Source organism: Cellulomonas fimi, assembly GCF_028583725.1.
GTDB classification, from domain to species: domain Bacteria; phylum Actinomycetota; class Actinomycetes; order Actinomycetales; family Cellulomonadaceae; genus Cellulomonas; species Cellulomonas fimi_B.
Genome location: NZ_CP110680.1, coordinates 1,305,745 through 1,331,778 on the forward strand (window position 1 = coordinate 1,305,745; position 26,034 = coordinate 1,331,778).

21 protein-coding genes are annotated in these 26,034 nt (G+C 75.7%); 8 read left to right on the forward strand and 13 right to left on the reverse strand.

The features are described 5' to 3' along the window. Window positions 1-28: 28 nt before the first annotated feature. Complete coding sequence (locus OOT42_RS06035) at window positions 29-667, forward strand: winged helix-turn-helix domain-containing protein (protein ID WP_273653993.1); 639 nt, start codon at window positions 29-31, stop codon at window positions 665-667. On the opposite strand, the gene OOT42_RS06040 is transcribed toward OOT42_RS06035, so the two are convergent. The 9 genes from OOT42_RS06040 to OOT42_RS06080 all read right to left on the reverse strand — a co-directional run bounded on the left by OOT42_RS06040 (window position 664) and on the right by OOT42_RS06080 (window position 10,350). Then, the gene (locus tag OOT42_RS06040) at window positions 664-1,887 is read right to left on the reverse strand and encodes an ABC transporter permease (protein WP_273653994.1); all 1,224 of its coding nucleotides are present in this window, start codon (window positions 1,885-1,887) and stop codon (window positions 664-666) included. The genes OOT42_RS06035 and OOT42_RS06040 overlap by 4 nt on opposite strands. Continuing rightward, on the reverse strand, window positions 1,884-2,702 hold the full coding sequence (locus OOT42_RS06045; protein WP_273653995.1) for an ABC transporter ATP-binding protein: 819 nt from the start codon (window positions 2,700-2,702) through the stop codon (window positions 1,884-1,886). The genes OOT42_RS06040 and OOT42_RS06045 overlap by 4 nt, the downstream gene beginning before the upstream one ends. After that, on the reverse strand, window positions 2,699-3,730 hold the full coding sequence (locus OOT42_RS06050; RefSeq protein ID WP_273653996.1) for an efflux RND transporter periplasmic adaptor subunit: 1,032 nt from the start codon (window positions 3,728-3,730) through the stop codon (window positions 2,699-2,701). Before OOT42_RS06050 ends, OOT42_RS06045 begins: the two co-directional genes overlap by 4 nt. Window positions 3,731-3,896: 166 nt before the next feature. Then, window positions 3,897-5,123: a galactokinase gene (gene galK / locus OOT42_RS06055; protein ID WP_273653997.1), complete on the reverse strand. Its 1,227-nt coding sequence runs from the start codon at window positions 5,121-5,123 to the stop codon at window positions 3,897-3,899. Beyond that, window positions 5,120-6,265, reverse strand: a complete 1,146-nt coding sequence (gene galT / locus OOT42_RS06060; protein ID WP_273654788.1) for a galactose-1-phosphate uridylyltransferase — start codon at window positions 6,263-6,265, stop codon at window positions 5,120-5,122. Before galT ends, galK begins: the two co-directional genes overlap by 4 nt. A 35-nt stretch (window positions 6,266-6,300) precedes the next feature. Further along, complete coding sequence (locus tag OOT42_RS06065; RefSeq protein WP_162352630.1) at window positions 6,301-7,125, reverse strand: DeoR/GlpR family DNA-binding transcription regulator; 825 nt, start codon at window positions 7,123-7,125, stop codon at window positions 6,301-6,303. A gap of 105 nt (window positions 7,126-7,230) precedes the next feature. Continuing rightward, entirely contained in the window at window positions 7,231-8,391 is a 1,161-nt protein-coding gene (locus OOT42_RS06070; RefSeq protein ID WP_273653998.1) for an Mrp/NBP35 family ATP-binding protein, read from the reverse strand. Window positions 8,392-8,471: 80 nt separating this feature from the next. Then, on the reverse strand, window positions 8,472-9,050 hold the full coding sequence (locus OOT42_RS06075) for a DUF1003 domain-containing protein (protein ID WP_273653999.1): 579 nt from the start codon (window positions 9,048-9,050) through the stop codon (window positions 8,472-8,474). After that, a complete protein-coding gene (locus tag OOT42_RS06080; protein WP_124343977.1) occupies window positions 9,043-10,350 on the reverse strand; it encodes a magnesium transporter MgtE N-terminal domain-containing protein in 1,308 nt (435 codons plus the stop codon). The genes OOT42_RS06075 and OOT42_RS06080 overlap by 8 nt, the downstream gene beginning before the upstream one ends. A gap of 71 nt (window positions 10,351-10,421) precedes the next feature. On the opposite strand from OOT42_RS06080, the gene OOT42_RS06085 reads away from it, so the two are divergent. After that, window positions 10,422-11,099 carry a general stress protein gene (locus OOT42_RS06085; protein ID WP_162352627.1) on the forward strand — a complete coding sequence of 226 codons (678 nt, stop codon included), beginning with the start codon at window positions 10,422-10,424 and terminating at the stop codon, window positions 11,097-11,099. Window positions 11,100-11,102: 3 nt separating this feature from the next. Here the strand turns inward: OOT42_RS06085 and OOT42_RS06090 are convergent, their stop codons facing one another. Then, the gene (locus tag OOT42_RS06090; RefSeq protein WP_273654000.1) at window positions 11,103-12,659 is read right to left on the reverse strand and encodes an aminopeptidase P family protein; all 1,557 of its coding nucleotides are present in this window, start codon (window positions 12,657-12,659) and stop codon (window positions 11,103-11,105) included. 69 nt (window positions 12,660-12,728) lie between these two features. Here OOT42_RS06090 and OOT42_RS06095 point away from each other — a divergent pair, with 69 nt between their 5' ends. Beyond that, window positions 12,729-13,571, forward strand: a complete 843-nt coding sequence (locus OOT42_RS06095; RefSeq protein ID WP_273654001.1) for a PHP domain-containing protein — start codon at window positions 12,729-12,731, stop codon at window positions 13,569-13,571. Window positions 13,572-13,580: 9 nt separating this feature from the next. Further along, window positions 13,581-14,204, forward strand: coding sequence for a MarC family protein (locus OOT42_RS06100; RefSeq protein WP_273654002.1), 624 nt, complete (start codon window positions 13,581-13,583; stop codon window positions 14,202-14,204). Between the two features lie 109 nt (window positions 14,205-14,313). On the opposite strand, the gene OOT42_RS06105 is transcribed toward OOT42_RS06100, so the two are convergent. Next, window positions 14,314-16,074, reverse strand: a complete 1,761-nt coding sequence (locus tag OOT42_RS06105; RefSeq protein ID WP_423775967.1) for a DEAD/DEAH box helicase — start codon at window positions 16,072-16,074, stop codon at window positions 14,314-14,316. Window positions 16,075-16,363: 289 nt separating this feature from the next. On the opposite strand from OOT42_RS06105, the gene OOT42_RS06110 reads away from it, so the two are divergent. After that, a complete protein-coding gene (locus tag OOT42_RS06110) occupies window positions 16,364-17,107 on the forward strand; it encodes a ferritin-like fold-containing protein (protein ID WP_273654003.1) in 744 nt (247 codons plus the stop codon). Window positions 17,108-17,171: 64 nt separating this feature from the next. Here OOT42_RS06110 and OOT42_RS06115 read toward each other — a convergent pair whose 3' ends face one another. Both OOT42_RS06115 and OOT42_RS06120 read right to left on the reverse strand, forming a co-directional pair. Further along, complete coding sequence (locus tag OOT42_RS06115) at window positions 17,172-17,396, reverse strand: DUF3107 domain-containing protein (RefSeq protein WP_168679396.1); 225 nt, start codon at window positions 17,394-17,396, stop codon at window positions 17,172-17,174. A 75-nt stretch (window positions 17,397-17,471) separates the two neighbouring features. Then, window positions 17,472-18,140 carry a TetR/AcrR family transcriptional regulator gene (locus OOT42_RS06120; protein WP_168679395.1) on the reverse strand — a complete coding sequence of 223 codons (669 nt, stop codon included), beginning with the start codon at window positions 18,138-18,140 and terminating at the stop codon, window positions 17,472-17,474. A 47-nt stretch (window positions 18,141-18,187) separates the two neighbouring features. Here OOT42_RS06120 and OOT42_RS06125 point away from each other — a divergent pair, with 47 nt between their 5' ends. From OOT42_RS06125 to OOT42_RS06135, 3 genes are all read left to right on the forward strand, one after another. Further along, complete coding sequence (locus OOT42_RS06125; protein WP_273654004.1) at window positions 18,188-19,129, forward strand: DUF3152 domain-containing protein; 942 nt, start codon at window positions 18,188-18,190, stop codon at window positions 19,127-19,129. Window positions 19,130-19,202: 73 nt separating this feature from the next. Beyond that, the gene (locus tag OOT42_RS06130; protein ID WP_273654005.1) at window positions 19,203-22,460 is read left to right on the forward strand and encodes an ATP-dependent helicase; all 3,258 of its coding nucleotides are present in this window, start codon (window positions 19,203-19,205) and stop codon (window positions 22,458-22,460) included. After that, entirely contained in the window at window positions 22,457-26,029 is a 3,573-nt protein-coding gene (locus OOT42_RS06135; RefSeq protein ID WP_273654006.1) for an ATP-dependent DNA helicase, read from the forward strand. Before OOT42_RS06130 ends, OOT42_RS06135 begins: the two co-directional genes overlap by 4 nt. Window positions 26,030-26,034 lie beyond the last annotated feature (5 nt).

Genomic DNA, 26,034 nt, shown 5'->3' on the forward strand with positions numbered 1-26,034 from the left:
AAAGTCAATCAGTGTGCGACAGTGGGGCATGAGCACCCACGACGCGCACGCGACGGCGGAGGTTCCTGCGGCCGGCGCCCACACCGTCCAGGCCGGGTCGCTCCCGCCCGAGCCGCCGGACCTCACGGCCGACCGCGACGCCGACGCCCGGGCGCTCGCCAGCACGCTGCGGCTGCGCATCCTGCGCCTGTGCCTCGACGAGCCGCGCACCAACCGCGAGATCGCCGACGCCCTGGGCCGCAACCCTGCCACGGTGCTGCACCACGTCCGCACCCTCGTCGACCGCGGCTTCCTCGTGGCCGAGCCGCCGCGGCGCGGCACGCGGGGAGCCCGCGAGGTTCCGTACCGCGCGACCGGGCGGACGTGGCAGCTGCGCGACGACCAGCCCGGGATGGGCCGCACCCTCCTGGACGCGTTCCTCGAGGAGGTCGCGCTCGTCGACCCGGACACCGTCAACATGACGCGCCTCGGTCTGCGGCTCGACGCCGACGGGTACGCGGAGCTCGTCTCGCGGCTCGGCGCGCTCGCGGACGAGTTCGCGGCGCGGCCCGCGACCCCCGGCGGGACCGCGTACTCGATGTTCGTCGCCGTTCACGAGGACGTCACGCGTGACGCCCACCGCGGCGCCGGCCGTCCCGCCGACCCGTCGGGCCCCGCGGAGCCCTAGTACCGGATCGCGTCGATCACCTTGACCCGGACCGCGACGAGCGCCGGGACGAGCCCGGCCAGGGCGCCCACGAACGTCGCCGCGGCCATCCCGACCAGCGCCGCGGAGAACGGGAACGGCGGCATGTCCTGGATCCCGCCGCCGAACACGCGGTCGACGGGGATGTTCTTCACGATCGCGACCGCCAGCACGACGCCGACCAGCCCGGCGACGACCGTCGCGACGACCGACTCGAGCATGACGCCGAAGAACACCCGGCTCGACGTCGCGCCGAACGAGCGGCGGATGCCGATCTCCCGGATGCGGTGCCGGACCGTGACGAGCGCGATGTTCACCAGACCGAGCCCGCCGAGCAGCAGGGCGAACCCGCCGACGCCGATGCCGACCCACTTCGTCGCCCCGTCGATCGCGCTCGCGTCCCAGTCGTTGTCGCTCGACCACACCTCGAAGCCGGGGACGGCCGCCTGGACGTCGCGGCGGATCTGCGCCTGGAGCGCGCGGTGCTCCTCGCGCGGCACCCAGGCCATGAGCTCGGGCATCGGCCGCCAGGCACCCATGCTCGCGGACGCGTCGTCCCCGGCGGCGGTGAGCCAGCGCTCGTACTGGCCGTAGAGCACGAACGCGCTCGGCATCATGTCCGGGTACGGGTCGGCGGTGACGCCGATGATCGTCGCCAGCACCGGGTGGTCGCCGCCGATCTCGACGGTGGGGTGCGACGACAGGTCCTCGAAGCCGAGGGTGCGCAGGAAGGTCTCGTTGACGACGAGCGAGGGCGCGTACGCGTCGGCGTCGCGGCTCGTGAACCACCGGCCCTCGTCGGGTACGAGCCGCATGAGCGTCCCGTACTCGGCGTCGACGGCCTGCATGTCCACCGGCTGCGTGCCGTCGGGGAAGCGCGCCTCGAGCGGCGTGTAGAGCCGGCGGCTCGCGTGCTCGATCCCGTACCGCTCGAGCGTCTCGCGGTACGTCGCGTCGAGCCGCGCGGTGTCCGCCTGCGCGCTCTCGGTCCGGGGACTGGCGCTGAACGTGATCGTCACGGAGCGACCGGTCTGGCGCTCCTGCTGCTCGCTGAACGACTGGCTGAGCATCGACACGACGGCGGTGACGCCCGTGATCGCGGTGACGGCGCACGCGACGCCGATGAGCGCGAGCAGCACGCGCAGCTTGTGGATCCGCAGCTCGTCCCAGGCCTCGACGAGCGCCCCGACGATCCCGGTCATGCGCGGACCTCCTGCACGTCGTCGTCGGCGCTCGGGCTCGCGGCCGTGCCGGGCAGGAGCCGTCGCTCGACCGCCCCGCCCCGGTCGGCCACCTGCGTCGGCACGTCACCGACCCAGTGGGACCCGGTGTCGAGGGTGATCGGCACGAGCACCCCCTCGGCGAGGCGGTACTGCCGTTCGGCACGCGCGGCGACGGCGAGGTCGTGCGTGATGGTCACGAGCGCCGCCCCGGTCTGGGAGGCGATGTCGTCGAGCAGGTCCATGACCTCGCCGCCCGTCTCGACGTCGAGCGCGCCCGTGGGCTCGTCGGCCAGGATGACGCGCGGCCCTCGGACCAGCGCCCGGGCGATCGCGACGCGCTGCTGCTCGCCGCCGGACAGCTTCTCCGGCATGGTGTCCAGCCGGTCGCCGAGCCCGACCCGGTCGAGCATCTCCGCGGCGAGCCGCGTGCGGCCCCAGAACTGCCGGCCGCGCGCGTACAGCAGCGGCGCCGTGACGTTCTCCAGCGCGGTGCGGCCCGGCAGCAGGTTGAACTGCTGGAAGACGAAGCCGAAGTCCCGCCCGCGGCGGAGCGTGCGGGTGCGGCTCGACAGCCGCTGGATCGGCACGCCCTCCAGCAGGTACTCGCCCGTCGTCGGGGCGTCGAGCAGGCCCAGGATGTTGAGCAGCGTCGACTTGCCCGTGCCCGACCGCCCGACGATCGCGACGTGCTCGCCCGCGTCGACGGCCACCGTCACGCCGCGCAGGATGTGCAGCATCCGGTCGTCGGGCAGCCGGACGGACCGCGTGACGTCGGTCAGCTCGAGGAGGCTCATCCGCCGCACACCGTCGGGTCGTACTGCGCCGGGTCGGAGCAGTCGACCTCGCCGTCGGCGCCGCCCGGCACGGGGATGAACTGCAGGACGGTGTCGCCGAGCGCGAGGCCCTCGGTGATCTGGACGCTCGTGCCGTCGGTCAGCCCGAGCTTCACGGCGCGCTGCTCGGGCTCGTCGCCCTCGGCCGCGACGACCCAGACGTTGCCGTTCTGGACGCTGCCCTGCACGGCGGTGACGGGGACGACGACCGCGTCCTTCGCCTCACCATTGGTGACCTGGAGGGACGCGCCGAGGCCGGCGAACGCGGTCACGCCCGCGGGGATCGCGCAGGCGAGCGTCCCGGACCCGGAGGTCGTCGTCCCGTCCTCCGGCTGCTGACCGCCGGGCGCGGCGGAGGTGCCGATCCGCAGGCCGGTGCACTCGAACGGCGCGGGGCCGCCGTTGAGCGTGACCTGGGCGGTCGTCGGGGCGCCGATGAGGCGGTACTGCTGGTCGGGCGTGAGGGTCCCGCTCACCGAGAGCGTGCCGGGCGACACCTTGCCGACCTCGTCGCCGACGGACAGGACCTGGTCCTTGAGGGTGGGCATCGCGAGCGTGCCGGCGACCGGGGCCTTGACGACCTCGACGGTGACCTTGGGCTTGCGCTCGGTCGTCGTCTGCTCGCCCGTCACCGGGTCGGTCTTGACGATCGGGTCCTGCGGCGTCTCCTGGCGGATCTCCAGCAGCGGGGTGCCCGCCTGCACCGCGGCACCGTCGGCGACGAGCAGCTTCGAGACGGTCCCGGCGAGCGTCGCGCGGACGACGACGGCGGGGTCGGCGACGACGGCGCCCTGGACGGTGACGACGTTGGTGATCGTGCCCGTCTCCGCCTCGACGGTCGGCTCGGACACCGAGCCCGTCGGGGTGAGCGCGTCGCTCGTGGTGTCGAGGTCGGCCCCGTCGAACGCGATCCGCACGAGCGCGACGGCGATGACCGCCCACACGAGCAGTCGGAGGGCGGGGAAGATGATCCGGCGGGTGACGCCCACGGGCGGACTCCTCGCATGCAGGTGGTCGGGTGCGGAGGAACCGTACTGACGCCGTCCCGGGACACGGATCCACCCGGGGGATGACAACGGTGTTACTCCGCGCCGAACACTACTGCGGAACGCGTACTAGTGCCACCACCTGCACGATCGCCGTCGGTGAGTGCCGTCAGGCGGCCGGGCCGCCCGGGAGCGCGACGGAGAACGCCGGGGCGCGGAGGCCCTCGGCCGCGAAGGCCGCGTCGACCGCGGTCGCCACCGTGGGCACCGCGTCCGCCTCGACGAGCGCGATCGCCGACCCGCCGAAGCCGCCGCCCGTCATGCGCGCGCCGAGCGCGCCCGCGGCCCGCGCGGCCTCGACGGCGACGTCGAGCTCGCGGCACGACACCTCGTAGTCGTCCCGCAGCGATGCGTGCGACGCGTCCATGAGCGGTCCGACGTCCCGCAGGCGGTCGGCGTCGAGCAGCGCGACGAAGTCCTGCACGCGTGCGATCTCCCGCACCACGTGCCGCACGCGCCGGACCTGGACGGTGCCCTCGTCGGAGCCGTCGTCGAGCGAGGCGAGCGCGTCGTCGAGCGCCTCCGGGGCGATCTCGCGCAGCGTGCCCAGACCCAGCCGGGCGGCCGCCGCCTCGCACGCCGCACGTCGCGCGGCGTACTGGCCGTCGACCAGCGCGTGCGCGGCGCGGGTGTCGACGACGAGCAGCGCGAGGCCGTCCGCGGCGAGGTCGAACGGCACGTGCCGGACGGACCCGTCGAGGCAGTCGAGCAGCAGCGCGTGGCCGTCGCGGGCGCGCAGCGACGCCGCCTGGTCCATGCCGCCGGTCGGGGCGCCCGCGATCTCGTTCTCCGCGCGCACGCACGCCGCCGCGAGGCGCGCACGGCCGGCGTCGTCCGGCTCGCCCGCGGGACCCGCGAGGCCGAGCCCGTGCGTCGCGTCGAGGGCCACCGCGACCGCCGACTCCAGCGCGGCCGACGACGACAGCCCCGCACCGAACGGCACGCACGAGTCGACCGCGACGTCGAACCCGCCGACCGCGTGACCCGCCTCGCGCAGCGCCCACGCGACGCCGGCGACGTACGACGGCCAGCCGTCGACCGCGCCGGGCGCGACGTCGGCGAGGCGCACCTCGCGCAGCCGGCCCGCGTCCTGCGCGGACACGAGGCGCACCAGGTCGTCGTCACGGCGTCGCACCGCGACGTACGTGCGGTGCGGCAGCGCGATCGGCAGGCAGAGGCCGCCGTTGTAGTCGGTGTGCTCGCCGATGAGGTTGACCCGGCCCGGTGCCGACCACGTGCCGTCCGGGTCGGTGTCGAACGACGCCGTGAACAGCGAGCGTGCGCGCTGCGCGCCCTCCGCGCCCGGCCACGCCTCGACCCACGTCAGCGCGCTCATGCGAGGTCCTGCAGGCGCGCCGCGATCCGCTCGGGCGTCGTGTCGTTGACCCACGCGCCCAGGCCCGACTCGATCCCTGCGAGGTACTTGAGCTTGTGCGGCGCACGCAGCACCGAGAAGACCTGGAGGAACAGCCGCGACACGTCCCGACCGTCGTGCACGGGTGCCTGGTGCCAGCCCGCGATGTACGGCAGCGGGATGGCGGACTCGTCGTCGACGAAGAACAGGTCGAGGCGGCGCAGCAGCTCGAGGTAGACGTCGGCGAGGTCGGCGCGCTCGGCGTCGGTGAGCGCCGGCAGGTCGGGGACGTCACGACGCGGCGCCAGGTGGACCTCGACGGGCCAGCGCGCCGCGAACGGCACGTACGCGACCCAGTGCTCGGACTCCAGCACGACGCGCGTGCCCGCGCGCAGCTCGGCGTCGAGCAGGTCGCGGCCCAGCAGCCGCCCGGTCGCGTCGTGGTGCGCCCGCGCCTGCGCGACCATCGCCGCCGTGCGCGGTGCCTGGTACGGCAGCGCGTAGATCTGGCCGTGCGGGTGGTGCAGCGTGACGCCGATCTCCTTGCCGCGGTTCTCGAACACGAACACCTGCTCGATGCGCGGCAGGGCACCGAGCACCTCGGTGCGGTCCGCCCACGCCTCGACGATCGTGCGCATGCGGCGCGGACCCACGGTGCGCAGCGACTGCGTCGGGTCGGACGAGAAGCACACGACCTCGCAGCGGCCCGCCGCGGGACGGACCGTCCACAGCTCCTCGCCGTCCGACGCCGTCGGCTCGTCGACGACCCCCGGCACCGCGAGCAGCGACGGGAACCGGTTCTCGAACACCACGACGTCGTAGTCCGTGTCCGGGATCTCGCCGTCCTGGTACGTCGCGCCCGGTCGTGCCGGCGCCAGCGGGTTCGCGTCGGCCGGCGGCAGGAACGTGCGGTTCATGCGGTGCGCGGCGATCGCGACCCAGTCGCCCGTCAGCGGGTCCTGCCGCAGCTCCGGGCCGGTGATCGGGTGCGCGACGCCGTGCTCGTCGACGACGGGTGCGAACCGGTCGGGGAGCGGGCGCGGGTCGTCGAGCCGACGCGTCGCGGCGCCCGAGACGTAGGGCTCGCTGTCGTCGAAGTAGACGAGCTCGCGGCCGTCGGCCATGTGCGTGACCGTCTTGCGGACGGCGGGGGTGGTGCTCACGGGCGCTCTCCGGGGGTGGTGGTGGCGGGCGTGGTCGTGGGGACGAGCTGGAGGCGGGTCGCGTCGGCGACGGCACGCCGGGCGTCGTCGGGCAGACCCTCGTCGCTGAGCAGGACGTCGACCTCGTCGAGGGTCGCGATGCGTGCGAGACCGGTGACGCCCCACTTGGTGTGGTCGGCGAGCACCGTGGTGGCCGCTGCGGCGGCGATCAGCGCGCGGTTCGTGGCGGCCTCGGCGAGGTTCGGCGTCGTGAGGCCGTCCGCGTCGACGCCGTGCACGCCGAGGTAGGCGCGGTCGACGCGCAGGCGTGCGAGCGTGGCGTCGGCGACGGGGCCGACGAGCGCGTCCGACGGGGTGCGCACGCCGCCCGTGAGGATGACCTCGAGCCGGTCGTCGCCGGGGGTCGCGCGGTGCAGCACGTCCGCGGCGCCGACCGCGTTGGTCACGACCGTGAGCGGGCGCAGCGCGGGGGTCGCGGCGACCAGCTCGGCGAGCAGGTGCGTCGTCGTGCCCGCCGACAGCGCGATCGACTGGCCGGGCTCGACCGTCGCGAGCGCGGCGCGGGCGATCGCGCGCTTCTCGTCCTGCGCCCACGTGCGCTTGGCCTCGAAGCCCGGCTCGTCGGTGGGTCGCCCGCCGGCGTCGGGTGCGACGGCCCCGCCGTGCACGCGGCGCACCAGGCCGGCGCGCGCGAGCTCCGCGATGTCGCGCCGCACGGTCATGTCGGAGACGTCGAGGCTCACGACGAGGTCGGCCACCCGGGCCGCACCGTGCGCCCGGACGACCGCGAGGATGTGCTCCTGCCGCTGGCTCGCCAACACCCCGACATCATCACACACAACCGAACAACATCAAACACCCGACGGCCGGCGTGCCGGACGTGGAGGAGGACGGTGTCGCCCGTGCCCGGCCGTCGCGCGCGCTCGTCAGCGAGCGGTGGGCGTGAGGCCCAGGGATCGTCCCGCGAGGTTGCGCCGGCGGGCCGACAGGCCACGGGCGACCTCCCGGAGCGCGCGGGCGGCGGGGGAGTCGGGCGCGGAGAGCACGACCGGCGTCCCCGCGTCTCCGGCCTCGCGCAGCGTCACGTCGATCGGCACCTGACCGAGCAGCGGCACCTCCCCGCCCGTCAGCCGGCCGAGGTTCTCGGCGACCCGCGCACCGCCACCCGCACCGAAGAGCTCGAGCCGCGACCCGTCCGGCTGCTCCAGCCACGACATGTTCTCGACGACGCCCACCACGTGCTGGCGCGTCTGCACGGCGACGGACCCCGCGCGCTCGGCGACCTCGGCCGCCGCCGCCTGGGGGGTCGTCACGACGACGATCTCGGATCCCGGCAGCAGCTGCGCGACCGAGATCGCGATGTCGCCCGTCCCGGGCGGCAGGTCCAGGAGCAGGACGTCGAGGTCGCCCCAGAACACGTCGGCGAGGAACTGCTGCAGCGCGCGGTGCAGCATCGGCCCGCGCCACACGACGGGCTGGCCGGGCGGCACGAACATGCCGATCGACACGACCTTCACGTCGTGCGCGACGGGCGGCAGCAGCATGTCGTCGACCTTGGTCGGCGGACGCGTCACGCCCAGCATGCGGGGGATCGAGAAGCCGTAGATGTCGGCGTCGACGACCCCGACCCGCAGCCCGTCGGCCGCGAGCGCGACCGCGAGGTTCGCCGTGACGGACGACTTGCCGACGCCGCCCTTGCCCGACGCGATCGCGTACACCTTGGTGAGCGACGTCGGCTTCGCGAACGGGATCTCCGGCTCGGCGTCCGTGCCGCGCAGCAGCGTGCGCAGCGCCTGCCGCTGCTCGGCCGTCATCACGCCGAGCTCGACGACGACCTCCGCGACGCCCTCGACCGCCTGCACGGCGGCCGTCACGTCCCGGGTCAGCGTCTCCTTGAGCGGGCAGCCGGGTGTCGTCAGGTCGACGCCGACCCGCACGCGCGCACCCGCGGGCGTCGCGTCCACGTCCGCGTCCACCGACCGGACCATGCCGAGGTCGGTGATCGGGCGGCGGATCTCGGGGTCGAGGACCGTCGCGAGCGCGCCGCGGACGGCGGCGTCGAGGGTCGTCGGGTCGGGCTGGGGCATGCCCACATCGTAGGTGGCGCCCGGGGACCGGCCGGGACGAGGGTCCCGTGCGAGACGGCCGCACGGCGACCGCGGCCGGGTCAGACCGGTCGGTCGGTCCGCTCCTGCTCGGCCCGTTCCTGCTCGGCCCGTTCCTGCTCGGCCCGTTCCTGCTCCGCGCGCTCCCGCTCCTCGCGCTCGGCCTCGCGCTCCTCGGCGAGCTCCTCGAGCAGGTTGCGCAGCTCGGAGCGGACGAAGTCGCGCGTCGCGACCTCGGACAGCGCGATGCGCAGCGCGGCCACCTCCCGCGCGAGGAACTCGGTGTCCGCGAGGTTCCGCTCGGCGCGCTGCCGGTCCTGCTCGAACTGCACGCGGTCCCGGTCGGTCTGCCGGTTCTGCGCGAGCAGGATGAGCGGCGCGGCGTACGACGCCTGGAGCGACAGCACGAGCGTCAGCGCGGTGAAGCCGAGGTCGGCCTTGTCGAACTGCAGGCCTTCAGGCGCGAGGGTGTTCCACCCGATCCACACGGCGCAGAACACCGTGAGCCAGATGATGAACCGGGGCGTGCCGAGGAACCGCGCGATCGACTCCGACCACTGGCCCTGCCGCTCCGAGTCGACGCGCGGGCGCCGGAGCAGGACCCGCCGCGTCTCGCGCGGCAGGTCGAGCCGCTCAGCCACGACCGACCCCTGGCTGGGCCGTCGGGGTCGCCGGGAGCGTGACGCGCGGTTCCTCGTCGGTCTCGCGCCAGTCCTCGGGCAGCAGGTGGTCGAGCACGTCGTCGACGGACACCGCGCCGAGCAGGCGCTTCTCCTCGTCGACGACCGGCAGCGCGAGCAGGTTGTAGGTCGCGAGCTGTCGCGTGACCGACATGAGAGCGGCGTCCGCGGGGATCGCCTCCACGTCGGTGTCGACGATCGAGCCGATCGACTCGTGCGGGGGCTCGCGCAGCATCCGCTGGAGGTGGACGACGCCGATGAACCGCCCCGTCGGCGTCTCCAGCGGCGGGCGTGCGACGAACACCATCGACGCCAGAGCGGGCGCGAGGTCCTGCCGGCGCACGTGCGCGAGGGCCGCCGCGATCGACGTCTCGGGCCCGAGGATCACGGGCTCGGTCGTCATCAGGCCACCCGCGGTGTTGTCCTCGTACGCGAGGAGCCGCCGGACGTCCTTCGCCTCCTCGGGCTCCATGAGCTCGAGGAGCTCGGCCGCCTGCTCGTCGGGCAGCTCGCCCAGCAGGTCGGCGGCGTCGTCGGGCTGCATCGCCTCGAGGACGTCGGCGGCACGCGCCAGCGCCAGGCCCTGGAGGATCGCCACCTGGTCGTCCTCGGGCAGCTCCTCGAGCACGTCGGCGAGGCGCTCGTTGTCGAGGGCGGACGCGACCTCGAGGCGGCGGGTCGTGCCGAGGTCGTGCAGCACGTCGGCGAGGTCGGCGGCCTTGAGGTCCTCGTACTGCGCGAGCAGCAGCTCCGCGCCCTGCGCGCTCGTGGACGTGCGGCCCAGCGCGATGACGCCCTCGACGGGCACGAGCAGCGTCTCGCCACGACGGCGCAGCAGCCCGGGCTTGCCGGCCGGTCGGCGCCGGACGAAGACCTTCGTGACGAGCCAGTCGCCACCCCGCTGGAGCTCGATCGCGACGTCCTCGACCGTCGCCTGACCGGACCCGTCCGCGAGGTCGACCGTGCGGTCCAGGAGCTCGCCGACGACGAGCGTCTCGGTGGAGCGCTGCTCGAACCGCCGCATGTTGACGAGGCCGGTCGAGATGACCTGCCCGGCGTCGACGGCCGTCACGCGCGTGAGCGGGAGGAACACGCGACGCCGGCCCGGGACCTCGACGACGAGCCCGACCGCGCGCGGCGCACCCTTGGGGCGGACCAGCACGACGACGTCGCGCACCCGCCCGACCTCGTCGCCGAGCGGGTCGAAGACGGTGGTGCCGGCGAGGCGCGCGACGAAGACCCTGGTCCCGACGCTGCTCACGGTCGCAGCCTAACGGGGTGCGACCGCATCGGCTGGTGGCATCCGTGCGCGCCGTGGGGGAGGATCGCGGCATGTCGTTCACGGGTCCGCGCGTCCCCCGCACCCCCACGCCGCCGCAGGGCGAGACGGTCGCGTCGTACGCGACCTACCTGGAGGCGCAGCGTGCCGTCGACCACCTGGCCGACAAGGCGTTCGCCGTGCAGCTCGTGACGATCGTCGGCACCGACCTGCGCATGGTCGAGCGCGTCACCGGGCGGCTGTCCTACCCGCGCGTCGCGCTGGGCGGGTTCGTGTCCGGCGCCTGGTTCGGCCTGTTCGTCGGCCTGCTGCTGTCGCTGTTCACCGCGCCGGGGTCGAGCAGCCCGTTCATCCCCGCGATCCTCATCGGCGGCGCGTTCGGTCTGCTGTTCTCCGTCATCACGTACTCGTTCTCGCGCGGGCGCCGCGACTTCACGTCGTCGAGCCAGATCGTCGCGTCGTCCTACGCGGTGCTGTGCCAGACGGAGCAGGCGCACAAGGCCCGGGAGCTGCTGCGCGAGGTCGGCGGCGTCCAGTCCGGCTGGCCCGCGCGCCCCGCGGTGACCCCGCCGACGCCGGTGTCCGACCCGGCGGCGTCCTACCCGCCGCCGGCGCCGTCGACGGCCCCGCCCGCCGCGTCGCCGAGCGTGCCGCCCGTCGCGCCGCCCGCACCGCAGACGCCGGACCCGCAGCCGCCGACGCCCCCCGCGGGCGACGCCGACGGCCGCTGAGCGTCAGCGCCCGAGCAGTCCCTGCATCCACGCCTCGACGGCGTCGGGGTCGCGCGGCAGCGCCGCGGACAGGTTCTCGTTCCCGTCCGCGGTGACGAGCACGTCGTCCTCGATCCGCACGCCGATGCCGCGGTACTCCTCGGGCACGAGCAGGTCGTCGGACTTGAAGTACAGGCCGGGCTCGATCGTGAACACCATGCCGGGCTGCAGCTCCGCGTCGAGGTAGAGCTCGGCGCGCGCCTGCGCGCAGTCGTGCACGTCGAGGCCCAGGTGGTGGCTCGTGCCGTGCACCATCCACCGGCGGTGGTGCTGGTTCTCGGGCTTGAGCGAGTCCTCCGCGGAGATCGGCAGCAGGCCCCACTCCTCGAGCCGCGCAGCGATGACGCGCATCGCGGCGTCGTGCACGTCGCGGAACCTCGTCCCCGGCCTCGCGACGGCGAACGCGGCGTCGGCGGCGTCGAGCACGGCCTGGTAGACGCGGCGCTGGACCTCGGTGAACGTGCCGTCGACGGGCAGCGTGCGCGTGACGTCGGCGGTGTAGAGCGAGTCGACCTCGACGCCCGCGTCGACCAGGACGAGGTCGCCCGCGCGGACCGGGCCGTCGTTGTCGATCCAGTGCAGCGTCGTCGCGTGCTCGCCGGCGGCGGCGATCGTCTCGTAGCCGACCGCGTTGCCCTCCTGGCGGGCGTGCCCGACGAACGTGCCCTCGATGACGCGCTCGCCGCGGCGGTGCTCCTGCGCGGCGGGCAGCGCGCGCACGATCTTCTCGAAGCCCTCGATCGTGGTGTCGACCGCGAGGCGCATCTGCTCGACCTCGTACGCGTCCTTGAGCAGGCGGAGCTCGGACAGCGCCTCGGCGAGCTTCTCGTCGCGCGCACCCGCGGCCTCGGTCGCGCGGATCTCCGCGACGACCTCCTCGACGGCCTCGTCGACGTCCGGCACGACGAGCACCTGCACGCCGTCGGCGCCGGCGTCCTTCGCGAGCGCGTCGCGCAGGTCGTCGAGGTGCGCGGTCGTGATGCCCGTGACCGTCTCCACGTCCTCGAGCGTCGGCCGCGCGCCGACCCAGAACTCGCCGTAGCGCGCGTCGGAGAAGAACTCCGCGGTGTCGCGGCCCGCGAGCGGGCGCAGGTAGAGGACCGCGCGGTGGCCCGACCCGCCGTCGCCCTCGCCGTCGGGCACGGGGTGCAGGACGAGCACGGCGTCGGGCTCGTGCTCGACGCCCAGGCCGGTGAGGTGCGCGAACGCCGAGTGCGGCCGGAAGCGGTAGTCGGTGTCGTTCGAGCGCACCTTGAAGGTGCCGGCGGGGACCACGAGCCGCTCGCCGGGGAACTGCGCGGACAGCGCCGCTCGGCGCCGCTCGGTGTGGTCGGCCGCAGGACTGCGCGTCGCGGTCGACGCGGGGCGCTCCCCCCAGCCGGACGTCACGAACCGCAGGAACTCGGCCGAGCCCGGGCGCTGCGACCGGTTGCTGCCGCGGTCCGCGAGGGGCTGCTCGGCGGTCTCGGTCGACGTCTCGACGGCGGGTCGGGCGGTCTCGGGCGTGGGCTCGGTCGTCATCGCGCCATTGTCCCATCGGCGGCGACGACGACCACGGGACGTGCCCGCCGGCCGCACTACGGTGTCCGGATGCGCATCGACCTGCACACCCACTCGTCGGCGTCCGACGGCACGGACGCGCCCGCGGACCTCGTCGCGGCGGCGGCGGACGCGGGGCTCGACGTGGTGGCCCTCACCGACCACGACACGACCGCCGGGTGGGACGAGGCGGCCGACGCGGCGGCCCGGCACGGCGTGCGCCTGGTGCGCGGCACCGAGGTCTCCGCGCGGTCGGCGGGCATCAGCGTGCACGTGCTGTCCTACCTGCAGGACCCGGACGTCCCGGCGCTGCGCGACGAGCTCGAGCGCTCCCGGCGCTCGCGCGTGCACCGTGCGGAGGCGATGGTCGAGCTGCTCGCCGCCGACGTGCCGATCACCTGGCAGGACGTGCTCGACCACAGCGCGGACGCCGTGGTCGTGGGCCGCCCGCACATCGCCGACGCGCTCGTCGCGCGGGGCGTCGTGCCGGACCGGTCCGCGGCGTTCGCGCACCTCCTGCGCTCGGACGGCCCGTACCACGTGCCCCACTACGCCCCGTCGGCGGTGAGAGCGGTCCGCGCGATCCGCGCCGCGGGCGGGGTGCCGGTCTTCGCCCACCCGGGCGCCGACGCGCGCGGACGGGTCGTCCCGGACGAGGTGTTCGACGAGCTCGCCGCCGCCGGGCTCGCGGGGCTGGAGATCCACCACCGCGACCACTCGCCCGCGCAGGTCGAGCGCCTGACGGCGATCGCCGAGCGGCTCGGGCTGCTCGTCACGGGGTCGAGCGACTACCACGGTGACGGGAAGGTCAACCGGCTGGGGGAGAATCTCACCGAGCCGCACGTCCTGGCGGCGATCGTGGAGCAGGGGCGGTTGCCGGTGCTCGGAGGGTAAGGAGCCCAGGTGTCGAACGTGCTCGACGTGCACCTGTTCGCGTCGGTGTTCATCACGCTGTTCGTCATCATGGACCCCCCGGGGACCGTCCCGATCTTCCTCGGGCTGACGAGCGCCATGTCCCGGGTGCAGCGCAACCGCGCCGCCCGGCAGGCCGTCGCCGTCGCGTTCGGCGTCGTCGTCGCGTTCGCCCTGTTCGGGCAGTCGCTGCTCAGCTACATGCACGTGTCGCTGCCCGCGCTGCAGGCGTCCGGCGGTCTGCTGCTGCTGCTCGTCGCGATGGAGCTGCTCACCGGCAAGATGGAGGAGCCGCAGCCGTCGGGGAACACCAACGTCAACGTCGCGCTCGTCCCGCTCGGCACGCCGCTGCTCGCCGGGCCGGGTGCGATCGTCGCGACCATGGTCTTCGTGACCCAGTCCGACGGGACCACGGCCGACTGGGTGGCCATCGCGCTCGGCGTCCTCGCGGTCCACATCTGCCTCTACCTCGCCATGCGGTTCGCGAACGTCATCCATCGCGTGCTGGGGGAGTCGGGCACGATCCTCGTCACCCGCATCGCGGGTCTGCTCCTCGCGGCGATCGCGGTCCAGCTCGTCGCCGACGCCGTCGAGGCGTTCATCAAGGCCGCCTGACGCCGGCCGTCCGCGGCGTCGGGACGCCGAAGGGCGCGCACCCCCGGCGGGGTGCGCGCCCTTCGTGCGTGCTCGGTGGCGTCAGCCGCGAGTCGTGGGCCGCGGGGCGTCAGGCGTCGGCCGGGGCCGACGGAGCGGCGCCACCCTCGACCGGACGGCCGCCGCGCGTGCGGCGACGGTTGCGCGACCGGCTGCGACGCGCGCCGCCCGACGCGCTCTCGGCGCCCTCCGTGCCGGTCGCGTCGGCGCCGTCTTGCGGGCGCTCGGTGGGCTCGCCGCCCTCGGACGTGGCCGCGCCCTCGCCCGAGCCGCCGCGGCCACCGCGCCGACGACGACGGCCGCCCTCGCGGGCACCCTCGTCGTCGCGACGCAGCTGACCGCCACGCTGCTCGCCGCCGCGCTGCTCGCCGCCGCGCCCGCGCGATCCGGCGCTCCCGGTCCGCGCACCGGCGCCGCCGCCGCGCTTGCCGGTCTCGCCGAGGTCCTCGATCGCCTCGGCCGCGAGGCCCGCGCGGGTCTGCTGCGCCTTCGGCAGGCGACCCTTGACGCCCTCGGGGATGTCGAGGTCGGAGTACACGTGCGGCGACGACGAGTACGTCTCGACCGGCTCGGGGATGCCGAGACCGAGCGCCTTGTCGATGAGCGACCAGCGCGGCATGTCGTCCCAGTCGACGAACGTGACCGCGGTGCCCTTGTTGCCCGCGCGGCCGGTGCGGCCCGTGCGGTGCAGGTAGGTCTTCTCGTCCTCGGGGCACTGGTAGTTGACGACGTGCGTGACGTCCTCGACGTCGATGCCGCGCGCGGCGACGTCGGTCGCGACCAGCACGTCCACCTTGCCGTGGCGGAACGCGCGCAGCGCCTGCTCGCGCGCGCCCTGGCCGAGGTCGCCGTGCAGCGCGCCCGCGGCGAACCCGCGCTCGACGAGGTCGTCGGCGACCTTCGCGGCGGTCCGCTTGGTCCGCGCGAACACGATCGTCAGGCCGCGGCCGTTCGCCTGGAGGATGCGCGCGAGCAGCTCGACCTTGTCGAGCGCGTGCGCGCGGTAGACGACCTGCTTGATGTTCTTGACGGTCTGGCTGCCGTCGTCGTCCGGGTCGGCCGCGCGGATGTGCGTCGGCTGCGTCATGTAGCGGCGCGCCATCGCGACGACCGCGCCGGGCATGGTCGCGGAGAACAGCATCGTGTGGCGCGACGCGGGGGTCGCGGCGAGCAGCGTCTCGACGTCGGGCAGGAAGCCGAGGTCGAGCATCTCGTCGGCCTCGTCGAGCACGACCGTGCGCACGTGGGTGAGGTCGAGGTGGCGCTGCTTGAGCAGGTCGATCATGCGGCCCGGCGTGCCGACGACGACGTCGACGCCCTTGGCGAGCGCCTCGATCTGCGGCTCGTACGCGCGACCGCCGTACACCTGGACGACGCGCACGGTCCGGCGCGCGGACGCGGTCGCGAGGTCGCCGGCCACCTGCACCGCGAGCTCACGGGTCGGCACCACGACGAGCGCCTGCGGCTTGCCGGCGGCCGGGAGGCGGTCGTAGCCCTCCTCGCCGGGCGCGACGACCGCGTGGAGCAGCGGGACGCCGAAGCCGAGGGTCTTGCCGGTGCCCGTCTTGGCCTGGCCGATGATGTCGTGCCGCGACAGCGCGACGGGCAGCGTCATGGCCTGGATCGGGAACGGGTGCGAGATGCCCGCGTCGGCGAGCGCCTGGACGATCTCGGGGCGGACGTCGAAGTCCGCGAAGGACGCGTCGACGGCCTGCACCGACGAGTACGTGGAGCGCAGCGGGCGCGTCATGGGCGCGGCGAGCGCGCTGGCCGCGGAGGTGTCGGGGGTGTCGGGGGAGTCGACGGTGGTGCCGGGGTCGGTCGTCGTCACGTTGGCTTCTCACTGCGCAGGGTGGTGGTCCGCGCGCTGTCCAGGAGCGGCCGTCGATCGCGGCGGTCCCGGGCGACAGCGGTCACCACGCGGGTGGGCCGGCAGCCGATCGTGAAAGTCGCTCGCGAGCCGCTGCGGACGGACGTCCGGCGCTGCGCGAGCCGGTCCTGGGACCGGGGACGGCGTCCCCTCCGAGACGACCGGGCAACCGATGTACCCGCACAGCGTATCCGACGAGCCTGTGGACCGTTCCGCGCACGGCGGCGTGGCGTCGGCATACGATCCACGGATGACCACGCACGCACGCCCGGCCGGTCCCGACGACGCGTCCGTCGCCACCCCAGGGCCGTCGCAGGCCGACACGGTGGAGCTCCTCGGGCTGGTCGCCCAGCTGGAGCAGGTCGCGTTCGCGCGGCTCGCCGCCGACGCCGCGGAGGCCCCGACGGCCGACCAGCGGCTCCAGCTCAGCCGGTTCGCGGCCGCCGCGGTCACGCGTCGTGACACCGTGCTCGCGCGGATCGCCGAGCTCGGTGCCGACCCGGTCGCGGCGATCGCCCAGTTCGACCACGTGCTCGACGACTTCGACGCGCGCACCCAGCCCAGCACGTGGTGGGAGCGGCTGCTGAAGGCGTACGTGGGCTACGGCGTCGCGGACGACTTCTGCCGGGTCGCCGCCGCGGGTCTCGACGAGGAGTCCCGCCGGGTCGTGCTCGCGGTCCTCGACGACGCCGCGCACGCCGAGCTCGCCGTCGCGGAGCTGGACGCGGCCGGGTCCGACGACGGCGCGCTGAGCTCGCGGCTCGCGCTGTGGGGCCGCCGGCTCGTGGGGGAGGCGCTCGGCGTCGTGCAGCGGCTGCTCGTGCAGCGCCCGGGGCTCGTGCGGCTGGTGTCGAGCGGCACGGGCGACGCCCGGGTCGCCGACGAGCAGCAGGCGGACGGGCGCACCGCCCCCGCCAACCCGCCGACCAAGCTCTTCGGCGAGCTCACCGCGCAGCACACGCGCCGGATGTCGCGGCTCGGCCTCACCGCCTGAGCCCGCCCGGCACGGACGAGGCCCCCGTCGACCGAGCGGTCGGCGGGGGCCTCGTCGTGCGTCGTCAGATGCTGCCGAAACCCACGCGGGCCTTCGTCTCGGAGCCGATCTCCACGTAGCCCAGCGTGGACGTCGGGACGATCACCCGACGACCGCGCGTGTCGTGCAGCTCCAGCACCGTCTTGCCGTCCAGCGCGGCGGCGACGGCCGCCGCGACCTCGTCAGCGGTCTGGTCGGTCTCCAGGACGATCTCCCGCGGCAGGTTCTGCACGCCGATCGTGATCTCCACGGCCATGTCTTCCTCGTCCTCCAACGTCGTCCGCTCGCGAGCGTCCGGGCCCACGGGGAGCCCGCCTCGACGATCCTAGGCGTCCTCGTAGACGAAGTCGGGGCGGACCAGCCCGGCGACCCCGCCCCAGGCGAGCTGCGTGACGAGCTCGGCGGTCAGACCGGCGTCCGCGACGGGCGTCGTGCGGAGGCGGTGCGTCGCCGCGCCCTGCGCCATCGCGATGAGCGAGACGGCGAGCGTGGCGGACGCGTCGTCGGCCAGGCCTGTCACCTGGGACAGCACGCGCGCGATCCGGCGCGCGGCCTCCGACGACGCGTGCTCGACGCGCGCGCGCACGTCGGCGTCGTGCGTGACGTCGGACTCGAACAGCAGCGTCGAGGACTCGCCCGCGACGTCGACGAAGTCGATGTAGGCGCGGACGATCGCGGCGATGACGTCACGACCCGCGCCGCGCTGCACGGGACCCGCCTCGAGGGGGGCGACGGCCTCCTCGACGGCCGCGAGGAGGTCGGAGCCGCACTGGTCGACGACGGCGAGGTAGAGGTCGAGCTTGGAGGGGAAGTGCCGGTACAGCACCGGCTTGCTGACCTCGGCGCGGTCGGCGATGTCGTCCATCGAGACGTGGTGGAAGCCCTCGGACGAGAAGAGGTCCTGCGCGATGCGCAGCACCTGGGCACGCCGCTCGTCGCGGGCCATCCGCGGGCTGCGCGGCCGGGGGGGCGAGCCGTCGGTCCCGTCTGTCATCCCGGCATGGTAGCGACGGGACGTGTCCGGGATGCGACGATGTCCGCGTGATCCCGCCCGAGATGCCCCGTCCGGACGAGCGCGCCCCGCGTGCGCCCGGAGCCCGGCCGGAGCGTCCCGGCGCGCGTCCCGCCCGGCGTCGCGGGGTCCTGCTCGCCTCGCTCGTCGCCGCGGGCGGGCTGCTGCTCGGTGCCGGGACGGCGACGCTGACGCTGCCGACAGGCTCGGCCACGGACGCGTTGCGCGGTGCGCTCGCGCTGTCCGTCTCGGCCGGGCAGGTGCCGGGCCAGGGTGCGCTCGTCGCGGACGACGAGCAGGCGCGCGGCGCCGACACGTCCCGGACGGCCGTGCGTGCACCGGACCCGACACCGACGTTCGACCCGCTGCTGTCGGCGGACCCGCCGGTCGTCGCGCTGCCGCCGGGGCTGACCCTCGGCGACGTCGAGGCGGGACTGCTGTCGGTCGACATCCCCGAGCGCGGCGCCGGGACGTTCACGGTCGTCCCCGGCACCGACCCGGGACCGGGGACCGGCCGCGTGCGGACGATCCGCGTCGAGGTCGAGGACGGTCTGGCGGTCGACGGCGCGCGCTTCGCGCGGACGGTCATGGCGACGCTCAACGACCCGCGCGGCTGGGGCGCCGACGGGTCCGTGTCGTTCGCGCGCACCGACGGCCCCGCCGAGTTCCGCGTGACGCTCGCGTCGCCCGAGTCGGTGGACGACCTGTGCGCCCCGCTCGACACGAACGGTCAGGTCTCGTGCGGCCGCGCCGGCAACGCGGTGCTCAACCTGCGGCGCTGGGTGCTCGCGACGCAGGAGCTCGCGGGCGACAAGGTCACCTACCGCCAGTACCTCGTCAACCACGAGGTCGGCCACCTGCTGGGTCACGGGCACGAGAAGTGCCCGGCACCGGGCGCTCGCGCGCCGCTCATGCAGCAGCAGTCGTACAAGGCGGCGCCGTGCGTCCCGAACCCGTGGCCGTTCCCCTGACGGTCCCCGCGTCACACGCCTGACGACCTGCCGGTGGACGGCGGTGTCGGCGGCCCGTGATGGGATCGGCGCCGTGACGACGACCCCCGCGCTGCGCCTCGTGCGCCCCGCCCTGGCGGACGGGCCGGTGCGGGGGCCGGGCAGCCGGGTCGTCCTCGACGACGACCAGGCGCTCGCGGTCGACCGTGCCGTGCGCGGCGACGACCGGGCGCTGCTCGTCCTCGGTGCGCCCGGCACGGGCAAGACGACCGTCGCGCTGGAGACCGTCGTCGCGGCCGTGTCCGCGGGCCTGGCGCCGGAGGACGTGCTCGTCGTGTCCGCAGGCCGTCGCGCGGCCGCGGACCTGCGGGACCGGCTCGCCGCCCGGCTGCGCGCGACGTCGGGCCGCCCGCTCGTGCAGACCGCACCCGCGGTCGCGTTCGCGGTGCTGAGGTCCCGCGCCGCGCACCTCGGGCTCGTCCCGCCGACGCTCGTGTCCGGCGCGGAGCAGGACCTGCTGCTCGCGGAGCTCCTGGCCGGGCACGCCGCCGGCGAGGGTGCGCGTCCCGCCTGGCCGGGCGACGTGCCCGCCGACGTGCCGACGATGCGCGCGTTCCGCGACGAGCTGCGCGACCTGCTCATGCGCGCCGCCGAGCGCGGGCTCGGCCCGGTCGACCTCGCCGGGCTCGGCGAGCGGCACGCGCGGCCCGAGTGGACGGCCGCGGCGCAGGTCTACGAGGAGTACCTCGACGTCCTCGAGCTCCGCTCCGCGACGCCCGACCTCGGCGCGCGGCTCGACCCCGCCGTCGTCGTCGAGGAGGCCGCGCAGGCGCTGCTCGCGTGGGACGACGAGGTGCCCGGCGCGGTGCGGCCGCGCTGGCGGCTGGTCGTCGTCGACGACCACCAGGAGAGCACGTCCGCGACCGCGCGGCTGCTGCGCGTGCTCGCCGACGACGGTGCGCGGCTCCTGCTGCTCGCCGACCCCGACGCCGCGGTGCAGACGTTCCGAGGCGCCGCTCCGGCGCTGGTCGGACGCGCGCCCGTCGAGGGTGACGGCGACGGGGAGCTCGGAGCCGCGACGCACGTGCTGCGGACGGTGTGGCGGCACGGCGACGCGCTGCGGGACGTCACGCGGCGGGTCACCGAGCGCATCGGCTCCGTCGGGGCGGTGCAGCACCGCCGCGCGCAGCCGCGTGCGACGACCGGTGCCGACCGGGAGCCGGCGGCGGGGGCCGACGGGTCCGGCCTCGTGCGTGCCGCGGTGCTGCCGAGCACCGCGCAGGAGGCCGCGTTCGTCGCGCACGCGTTGCGCACCGCGCACCTGGAGGACGGCGTCGGCTGGGACGAGATGGCGGTCGTCGCGCGGTCGGGCGCGCAGGTCACGGCCCTGCGCCGCGCGCTCGCCGGCGCGTCCGTCCCGGTGACGGTCGTCGGCAGCGACGTCCCGCTGCGCGAGGAGCCCGCGGTCCGGCCGCTGCTCGAGGCGGTACGCGTCGTGGTCGGCGACGCCGAGCTCGACCCGGACGTGGCCGCCCGGCTCGCGTGCTCCCCGCTGGGCGGCCTCGACGCGGTCGGTCTGCGCCGCGTCCGGCGCGCGCTGCGTGCGGAGGAGCTCGCGTCCGGCGGCGGCCGCACGAGCGACGTGCTCCTGGTCGAGGCGCTCGGTGACCCGGCCCGCGTCGCGACGCTCCCGTCGTCCGTCGCGCGCCCCGTCGCCCGGCTCGCGGAGGTGCTGGCCGCGGGGCGCCGCGCGGCCGCGGAGGCCGACGCCGACGCGCAGACGGTGCTGTGGGCGCTGTGGCACGCGTCGGGGCTCGCGGAGCCGTGGCGGCGGTCCGCGCTCGCGGGTGGCGTCGCGGGGGAGCGCGCCGACCGCGACCTCGACGCGGTGCTCGCGCTGTTCCGCGCCGCCGAGACGTTCGTCGACCGCATGCCGCGCGCGACGCCCGGCGCGTTCGCCGACTGGCTCGCCGCGCAGGACCTGCCCTCGGACTCGATCGCCGCCGCCGCGCGTCGTCAGGCCGTGCCCGTGCTCACCCCCGCGGGCGCCGCGGGCCAGGAGTGGGACCTCGTGGTCGTCGCCGGCGTGCAGGACGGCGTCTGGCCCGACCTCCGGCTGCGGGACTCGCTGCTGGGGGCGCAGCGCCTCGTCGAGGTCGTGGCCGGCCGCCACGTCGACGGTGGCGACGAGGGTGCCCGCGCCGCCGAGGCACGTGCCGCCGTCCTCGCCGACGAGCTGCGCTCCTTCGCGGTCGCGTGCTCGCGCGCGCGGTCGCGGCTGGTCGTCACGGCGGTCGCGGACGCCGACCAGCAGCCCTCGCCCTTCCTCGACCTCGTCGAGCCGTCGGACGGCGACGTGGACCACCGCCGCACGACGGTCCCCGCAGCCGCCGACCTGCGCGGGCTGGTCGCCGAGCTGCGCTCGCGGCTCGAGCAGGCGGTCGTCGACGGCGTCGACCCGGATCCCGCGCTCGCGCGCACGCTCGCCCGGCTCGCGCGCGCGGGCGTCGCCGGCGCCGACCCCGCCGAGTGGCACGGACTCGCCACGCCGTCGAGCGACCAGCCGCTCTGGGGGCCGGAGGAGCGCGTCCCGGTGTCGCCGTCCCGGCTGGAGACGGCGCAGCGGTGCGCGCTGCGCTGGGCGCTCGAGGCCGCGGGAGGGACCGCTGCCGACTCCAGCGGGCAGACGCTCGGCACGCTCGTCCACGCCATCGCGCAGGAGCACCCGCGCGGCACACGGGCCGAGCTCGCCGCCGAGCTGGACCGGCGCTGGTCGGAGCTCGGCCTGGGCGACGGCTGGCCCGCGCGGGCGACCCGGCGGCGCGCCGAGGCGATGATCGACCGCCTCGCCGGGTACCTGCGCGACGCGGGTGCGCCGCTGCTGGTCGAGGGCGAGTTCACGCTGCGCACCGACCGCGCCGTCGTGCGCGGCACCGTCGACCGCGTCGAGCTCGACCCCGACGCGGCCGCCGACGGCGGCACCGGCGTCCGTGTCGTGGACCTCAAGACCGGCGCGACCGTCCCGAGCAAGGCGAAGGCCGCGACCAACCCGCAGCTCGGCGCCTACCAGCTCGCGGTCGACGCGGGCGCGTTCGAGACGCTGCCGCCCGACGCCGTGAGCACGGGCGCGCGGCTCGTGTACCTCGGCACGGGCGCGTCGGCGACCGAACGGCACCAGGAGGCGCTCGGGGGCGAGGACGACGGCCCGACGTGGGCGCGCACGCTCGTCGACGAGGTCGCCGACAAGATGGCCGCGTCCACGTTCGTCGCGACCACCAACGACCTGTGCGACCGCTGCCCGGTCCGCCGGTCGTGCCCGGTGCGCACCGAGGGCGGGCAGGTGGTCGCGTGAGCCTGCTGTCCGCGGCGCAGATCGCCGCGCTCGTCGGCCAGCCGCCGCCCACCCCCGAGCAGGAGCGGGTGGTCGAGTCGCCGCTCGCGCCCGCGCTCGTCGTCGCCGGGGCCGGGTCCGGCAAGACCGAGACGATGGCGGCGCGCGTCGTCTGGCTGCTCGCGAACGGGCTCGTCGCGCCCGAGCAGGTGCTGGGGCTGACGTTCACGCGCAAGGCCGCCGCCGAGCTCGCCGAGCGGGTGCGTCGACGCCTGCGCCGCCTCGCACGGGCGGCGGCCGAGGACGGCGTGGTCCTGCCCGGCGCCGCGGTCCTGGCGGGGGCGGACGGCGACGTGCTCGGTGCGCTCGCCCGGCCGACGATCGCGACCTACAACGCCTACGCGTCGTCCCTGGTCGGCGACCACGCGCTGCGCCTCGGCCTCGACCCGTCGGCGCGCCTGCTCGGCGAGGCCGCGCAGTGGCAGCTCGCGCACGAGGTCGTCGAGGCGTGGACCGGCGACGTCGACACGGACGCCGCCACCTCGACCGTCGTCGACGCGGTGCTGTCCCTGTCCGGCGCGCTCGACGAGCACCTCCTCACGCCGGCCGAGGCGCAGGCGGGGATCGCCGGGATCGTCGACGCGATCACCGCGACGCCGCACGGGCCGGGCAAGCGCACCGAGCCCTACCGCGACGTCGCCGCCCTCCTCCGCCTGCTCGGCGAGCGGTCGCGCGTGCTCGACCTCGTCGCGACCTACCGCGACCGCAAGCGCGCCGCGGACAGCATCGACTTCGGCGACCAGGTCGCGCTGGCCGCGCGGCTCGCGCTCGACGTGCCGGACGTCGCCGCGGGCGAGCGCGCGCGGTTCCGGGTCGTGCTGCTCGACGAGTACCAGGACACGTCGTACGCGCAGCTCACGCTGCTGGCCGCGCTGTTCGGCGACGGTCACCCGGTGACCGCGGTCGGCGACCCGCACCAGTCGATCTACGGCTGGCGCGGGGCGAGCGCGGGCGGGCTCGAGGGCTTCCCGACGACCTTCCCGGTGGTCGGGCCCGACGGGGACCGGCGTCCCGCCGACGTGCACTCGCTGTCGACGTCGTGGCGCAACGACCGGCGGATCCTCGACGCCGCCAACGTCGTCGCGGCACCGCTGCGCGCGTCGACGTCGCGCGTCGACGTCCCGGTGCTCGCCGCGCGGCCCGGCGCGGGCGACGGCCGCGTGCACGCGCACGTCGCCGAGACCGTCGAGGACGAGGCGCGCGCGATCGCGGAGTTCGTCAAGGCCCGCTGGCGCGCCGCCGCGCCGGGCGTCGAGCGCGTCACGGCCGCCGTGCTGTGCCGCAAGCGCTCACAGTTCCCGGTCGTGCAGCGCGCGCTGCGAGCCGCGGGCCTGCCGGTCGAGGTCGTGGGCCTCGGCGGTCTGCTCGCGACCCCCGAGGTCGTGGACCTCGTCGCCGCGCTGCAGGCCGCGCACGACCCGTCCCGCGGCGACGCGCTCATGCGGCTCCTCACGGGTGGCCGCACGCGGCTCGGTGCGGCGGACCTGCACGCGCTCGGCGCCTGGTCGGCGGAGCTCGCCGGGCGGGCCGGTGGCGGCGGGAGGGCCGGGCGCGACCCGGGGGTGCAGGCGGACGTCGTCGACGAGCGCAGCATCGTCGACGCGCTCGACGAGCTGCCCCGTCCGGGCTGGCGCAGCGTCACCGGGCGTGAGCTGAGCGACGCGGCCCGTGCGCGCCTCGCGGACCTCGCACGGCTCCTCACCGCCCTGCGCTCGCACACGTACCTCGCGGTGCCCGAGCTCGTCGGCGAGGCCGAGCGGCTCCTCGGGCTCGACATCGAGGTCGCCGCGCGCGCGGGCGTCGCGCCCGGCCGCGCCCGCGCCAACCTCGACGCCTTCCGCGACGTCGCCGTCGAGTTCGCGCGCACCGCCGACCACCCGACGCTGGGCGGGTTCCTCGCGTGGCTCGACGCCGCCGACACGCGCGAGAGCGGGCTCGACATGCCGGTCGCCGAGCCCGACCCCGACGCGGTGCAGGTCATCACCGTGCACGCCGCGAAGGGCCTGGAGTGGGACGTGGTCGCGGTCGCCGGGCTCGTCGACGGCGTGCTGCCCGCGACCCGCACCCGCGGCAAGGACGGACCCAAGGACTCGGCGTGGCTCACGGGCCTCGGCACACTCCCCTACCCGCTGCGCGGCGACCGTCGCGACCTGCCCGCGTTCGCGTACGCCGGAGCCGAGCACCACAAGGACCTCGAGGAGCGTCGCCAGCGGTTCGTCCTCGACGCCGGCGCACACCAGGTGGCCGAGGAGCGGCGCCTCGCGTACGTCGCGCTGACGCGCGCCCGCACCGACCTGCTGCTGTCCGCCGCCTGGTGGGGCGACTCGAGCGGCCCGCGCGCGCTGTCGCTCTTCCTCGAGGAGCTCGTCACCGCGGGCCTCGTGACCGAGGACGGCTGGATGCCCCCGCCCGAGGCGGGCACCGGCAACCCGCGCGAGGACCAGGTGCTCAGCGCCGTCTGGCCCGCGGACCCCTTCGCCGCCGACGACGGACCCGGGCGCCGGCCCGCCGTGGAGGCCGCCGCGGACCTCGTCCGGGCGGCGGTCGTGGCGGCGGTGGCCGAGACGCCGCACGCCGCCGACGAGGGGGAGTCGCTGGATCGCGTCGGCACGGACCGCCCCGTCGACGCAGGCGCGGTACCCCGGTCCCGGTGGGAGGACCTGGCCGACCGGCTGCTCGCCGAGCAGGAACGCGTCCGGCGTCCCGACGGCGGCGTCGAGCTGCCCGCGCACCTGTCGGCGTCGTCGCTGGTCCGGTTGCACGCCGACCCCGCCGAGTTCGCACGCGGCCTGCGACGACCCGTGCCGCGCGAACCGTCCCCGCAGGCCCGCCGGGGCACGCGGTTCCACGCGTGGGTCGAGGGCTGGTACGGCGCCGCGTCGCTGGTCGACGTGGACGCGCTGCCCGGCGCCGACGACGACTCGGTGCCCGTCGACGTCGACGAGGAGGCGCTGCGCGCGTCGTTCCTGCGGACCCCCTGGGCGGACCGTTCGCCGCTCGCGATCGAGGTCGACGTCGAGACGACCGTCGACGGGTACGTGCTGCGCTCCCGCATCGACGCCGTGTTCCCCGACGACGAGCGCGCGGACGCCCTGTTCCCCGATGACGAGCGCACCGACGCCGGTCGCCGTGCCGTGGTCGTCGTGGACTGGAAGACGGGCGCACCGCCGACGGACCCCGAGGCGCGGGCCTCGCGCGAGCTCCAGCTCGCCGTCTACCGGCTCGCGTGGTCGCGCTGGACCGGGACCCCGCTCGACCTCGTCCGAGCGGCGTTCTGCTACGTCGGGACCGGCGAGACGGTCTACCCGCAGCGCCTCCTGGGCGAGGACGAGATCACGACCCTGCTGCGCCGCGCCACCGACCCGGCGGCGTCGGCGGCCCCGGCCGACCGACGCGGCGGCGCGGACCGCACGTGGCCCTCGAACGTGGACCGCGGGGCGGCGAACCCGGGCGGGCCGGCCGCACGGACGCACGGCGCGACGACCGGTCGTCCCGTCGCACCACCGGTCTCCGGGGACCGGCCCGTCTGAGCGGG

Coding starts and splice junctions, on each gene's coding strand:
- OOT42_RS06035 (WP_273653993.1), top strand. CDS start 29: ATGAGCACCCACGACGCGCACGCGACGGCGGAGGTTCCTGCGGCCGGC.
- OOT42_RS06040 (WP_273653994.1), bottom strand. CDS start 1,887: ATGACCGGGATCGTCGGGGCGCTCGTCGAGGCCTGGGACGAGCTGCGG.
- OOT42_RS06045 (WP_273653995.1), bottom strand. CDS start 2,702: ATGAGCCTCCTCGAGCTGACCGACGTCACGCGGTCCGTCCGGCTGCCC.
- galK (WP_273653997.1), bottom strand. CDS start 5,123: ATGAGCGCGCTGACGTGGGTCGAGGCGTGGCCGGGCGCGGAGGGCGCG.
- galT (WP_273654788.1), bottom strand. CDS start 6,265: ATGGCCGACGGCCGCGAGCTCGTCTACTTCGACGACAGCGAGCCCTAC.
- OOT42_RS06070 (WP_273653998.1), bottom strand. CDS start 8,391: ATGCCCCAGCCCGACCCGACGACCCTCGACGCCGCCGTCCGCGGCGCG.
- OOT42_RS06085 (WP_162352627.1), top strand. CDS start 10,422: ATGTCGTTCACGGGTCCGCGCGTCCCCCGCACCCCCACGCCGCCGCAG.
- OOT42_RS06090 (WP_273654000.1), bottom strand. CDS start 12,659: ATGACGACCGAGCCCACGCCCGAGACCGCCCGACCCGCCGTCGAGACG.
- OOT42_RS06095 (WP_273654001.1), top strand. CDS start 12,729: ATGCGCATCGACCTGCACACCCACTCGTCGGCGTCCGACGGCACGGAC.
- OOT42_RS06110 (WP_273654003.1), top strand. CDS start 16,364: ATGACCACGCACGCACGCCCGGCCGGTCCCGACGACGCGTCCGTCGCC.
- OOT42_RS06120 (WP_168679395.1), bottom strand. CDS start 18,140: ATGACAGACGGGACCGACGGCTCGCCCCCCCGGCCGCGCAGCCCGCGG.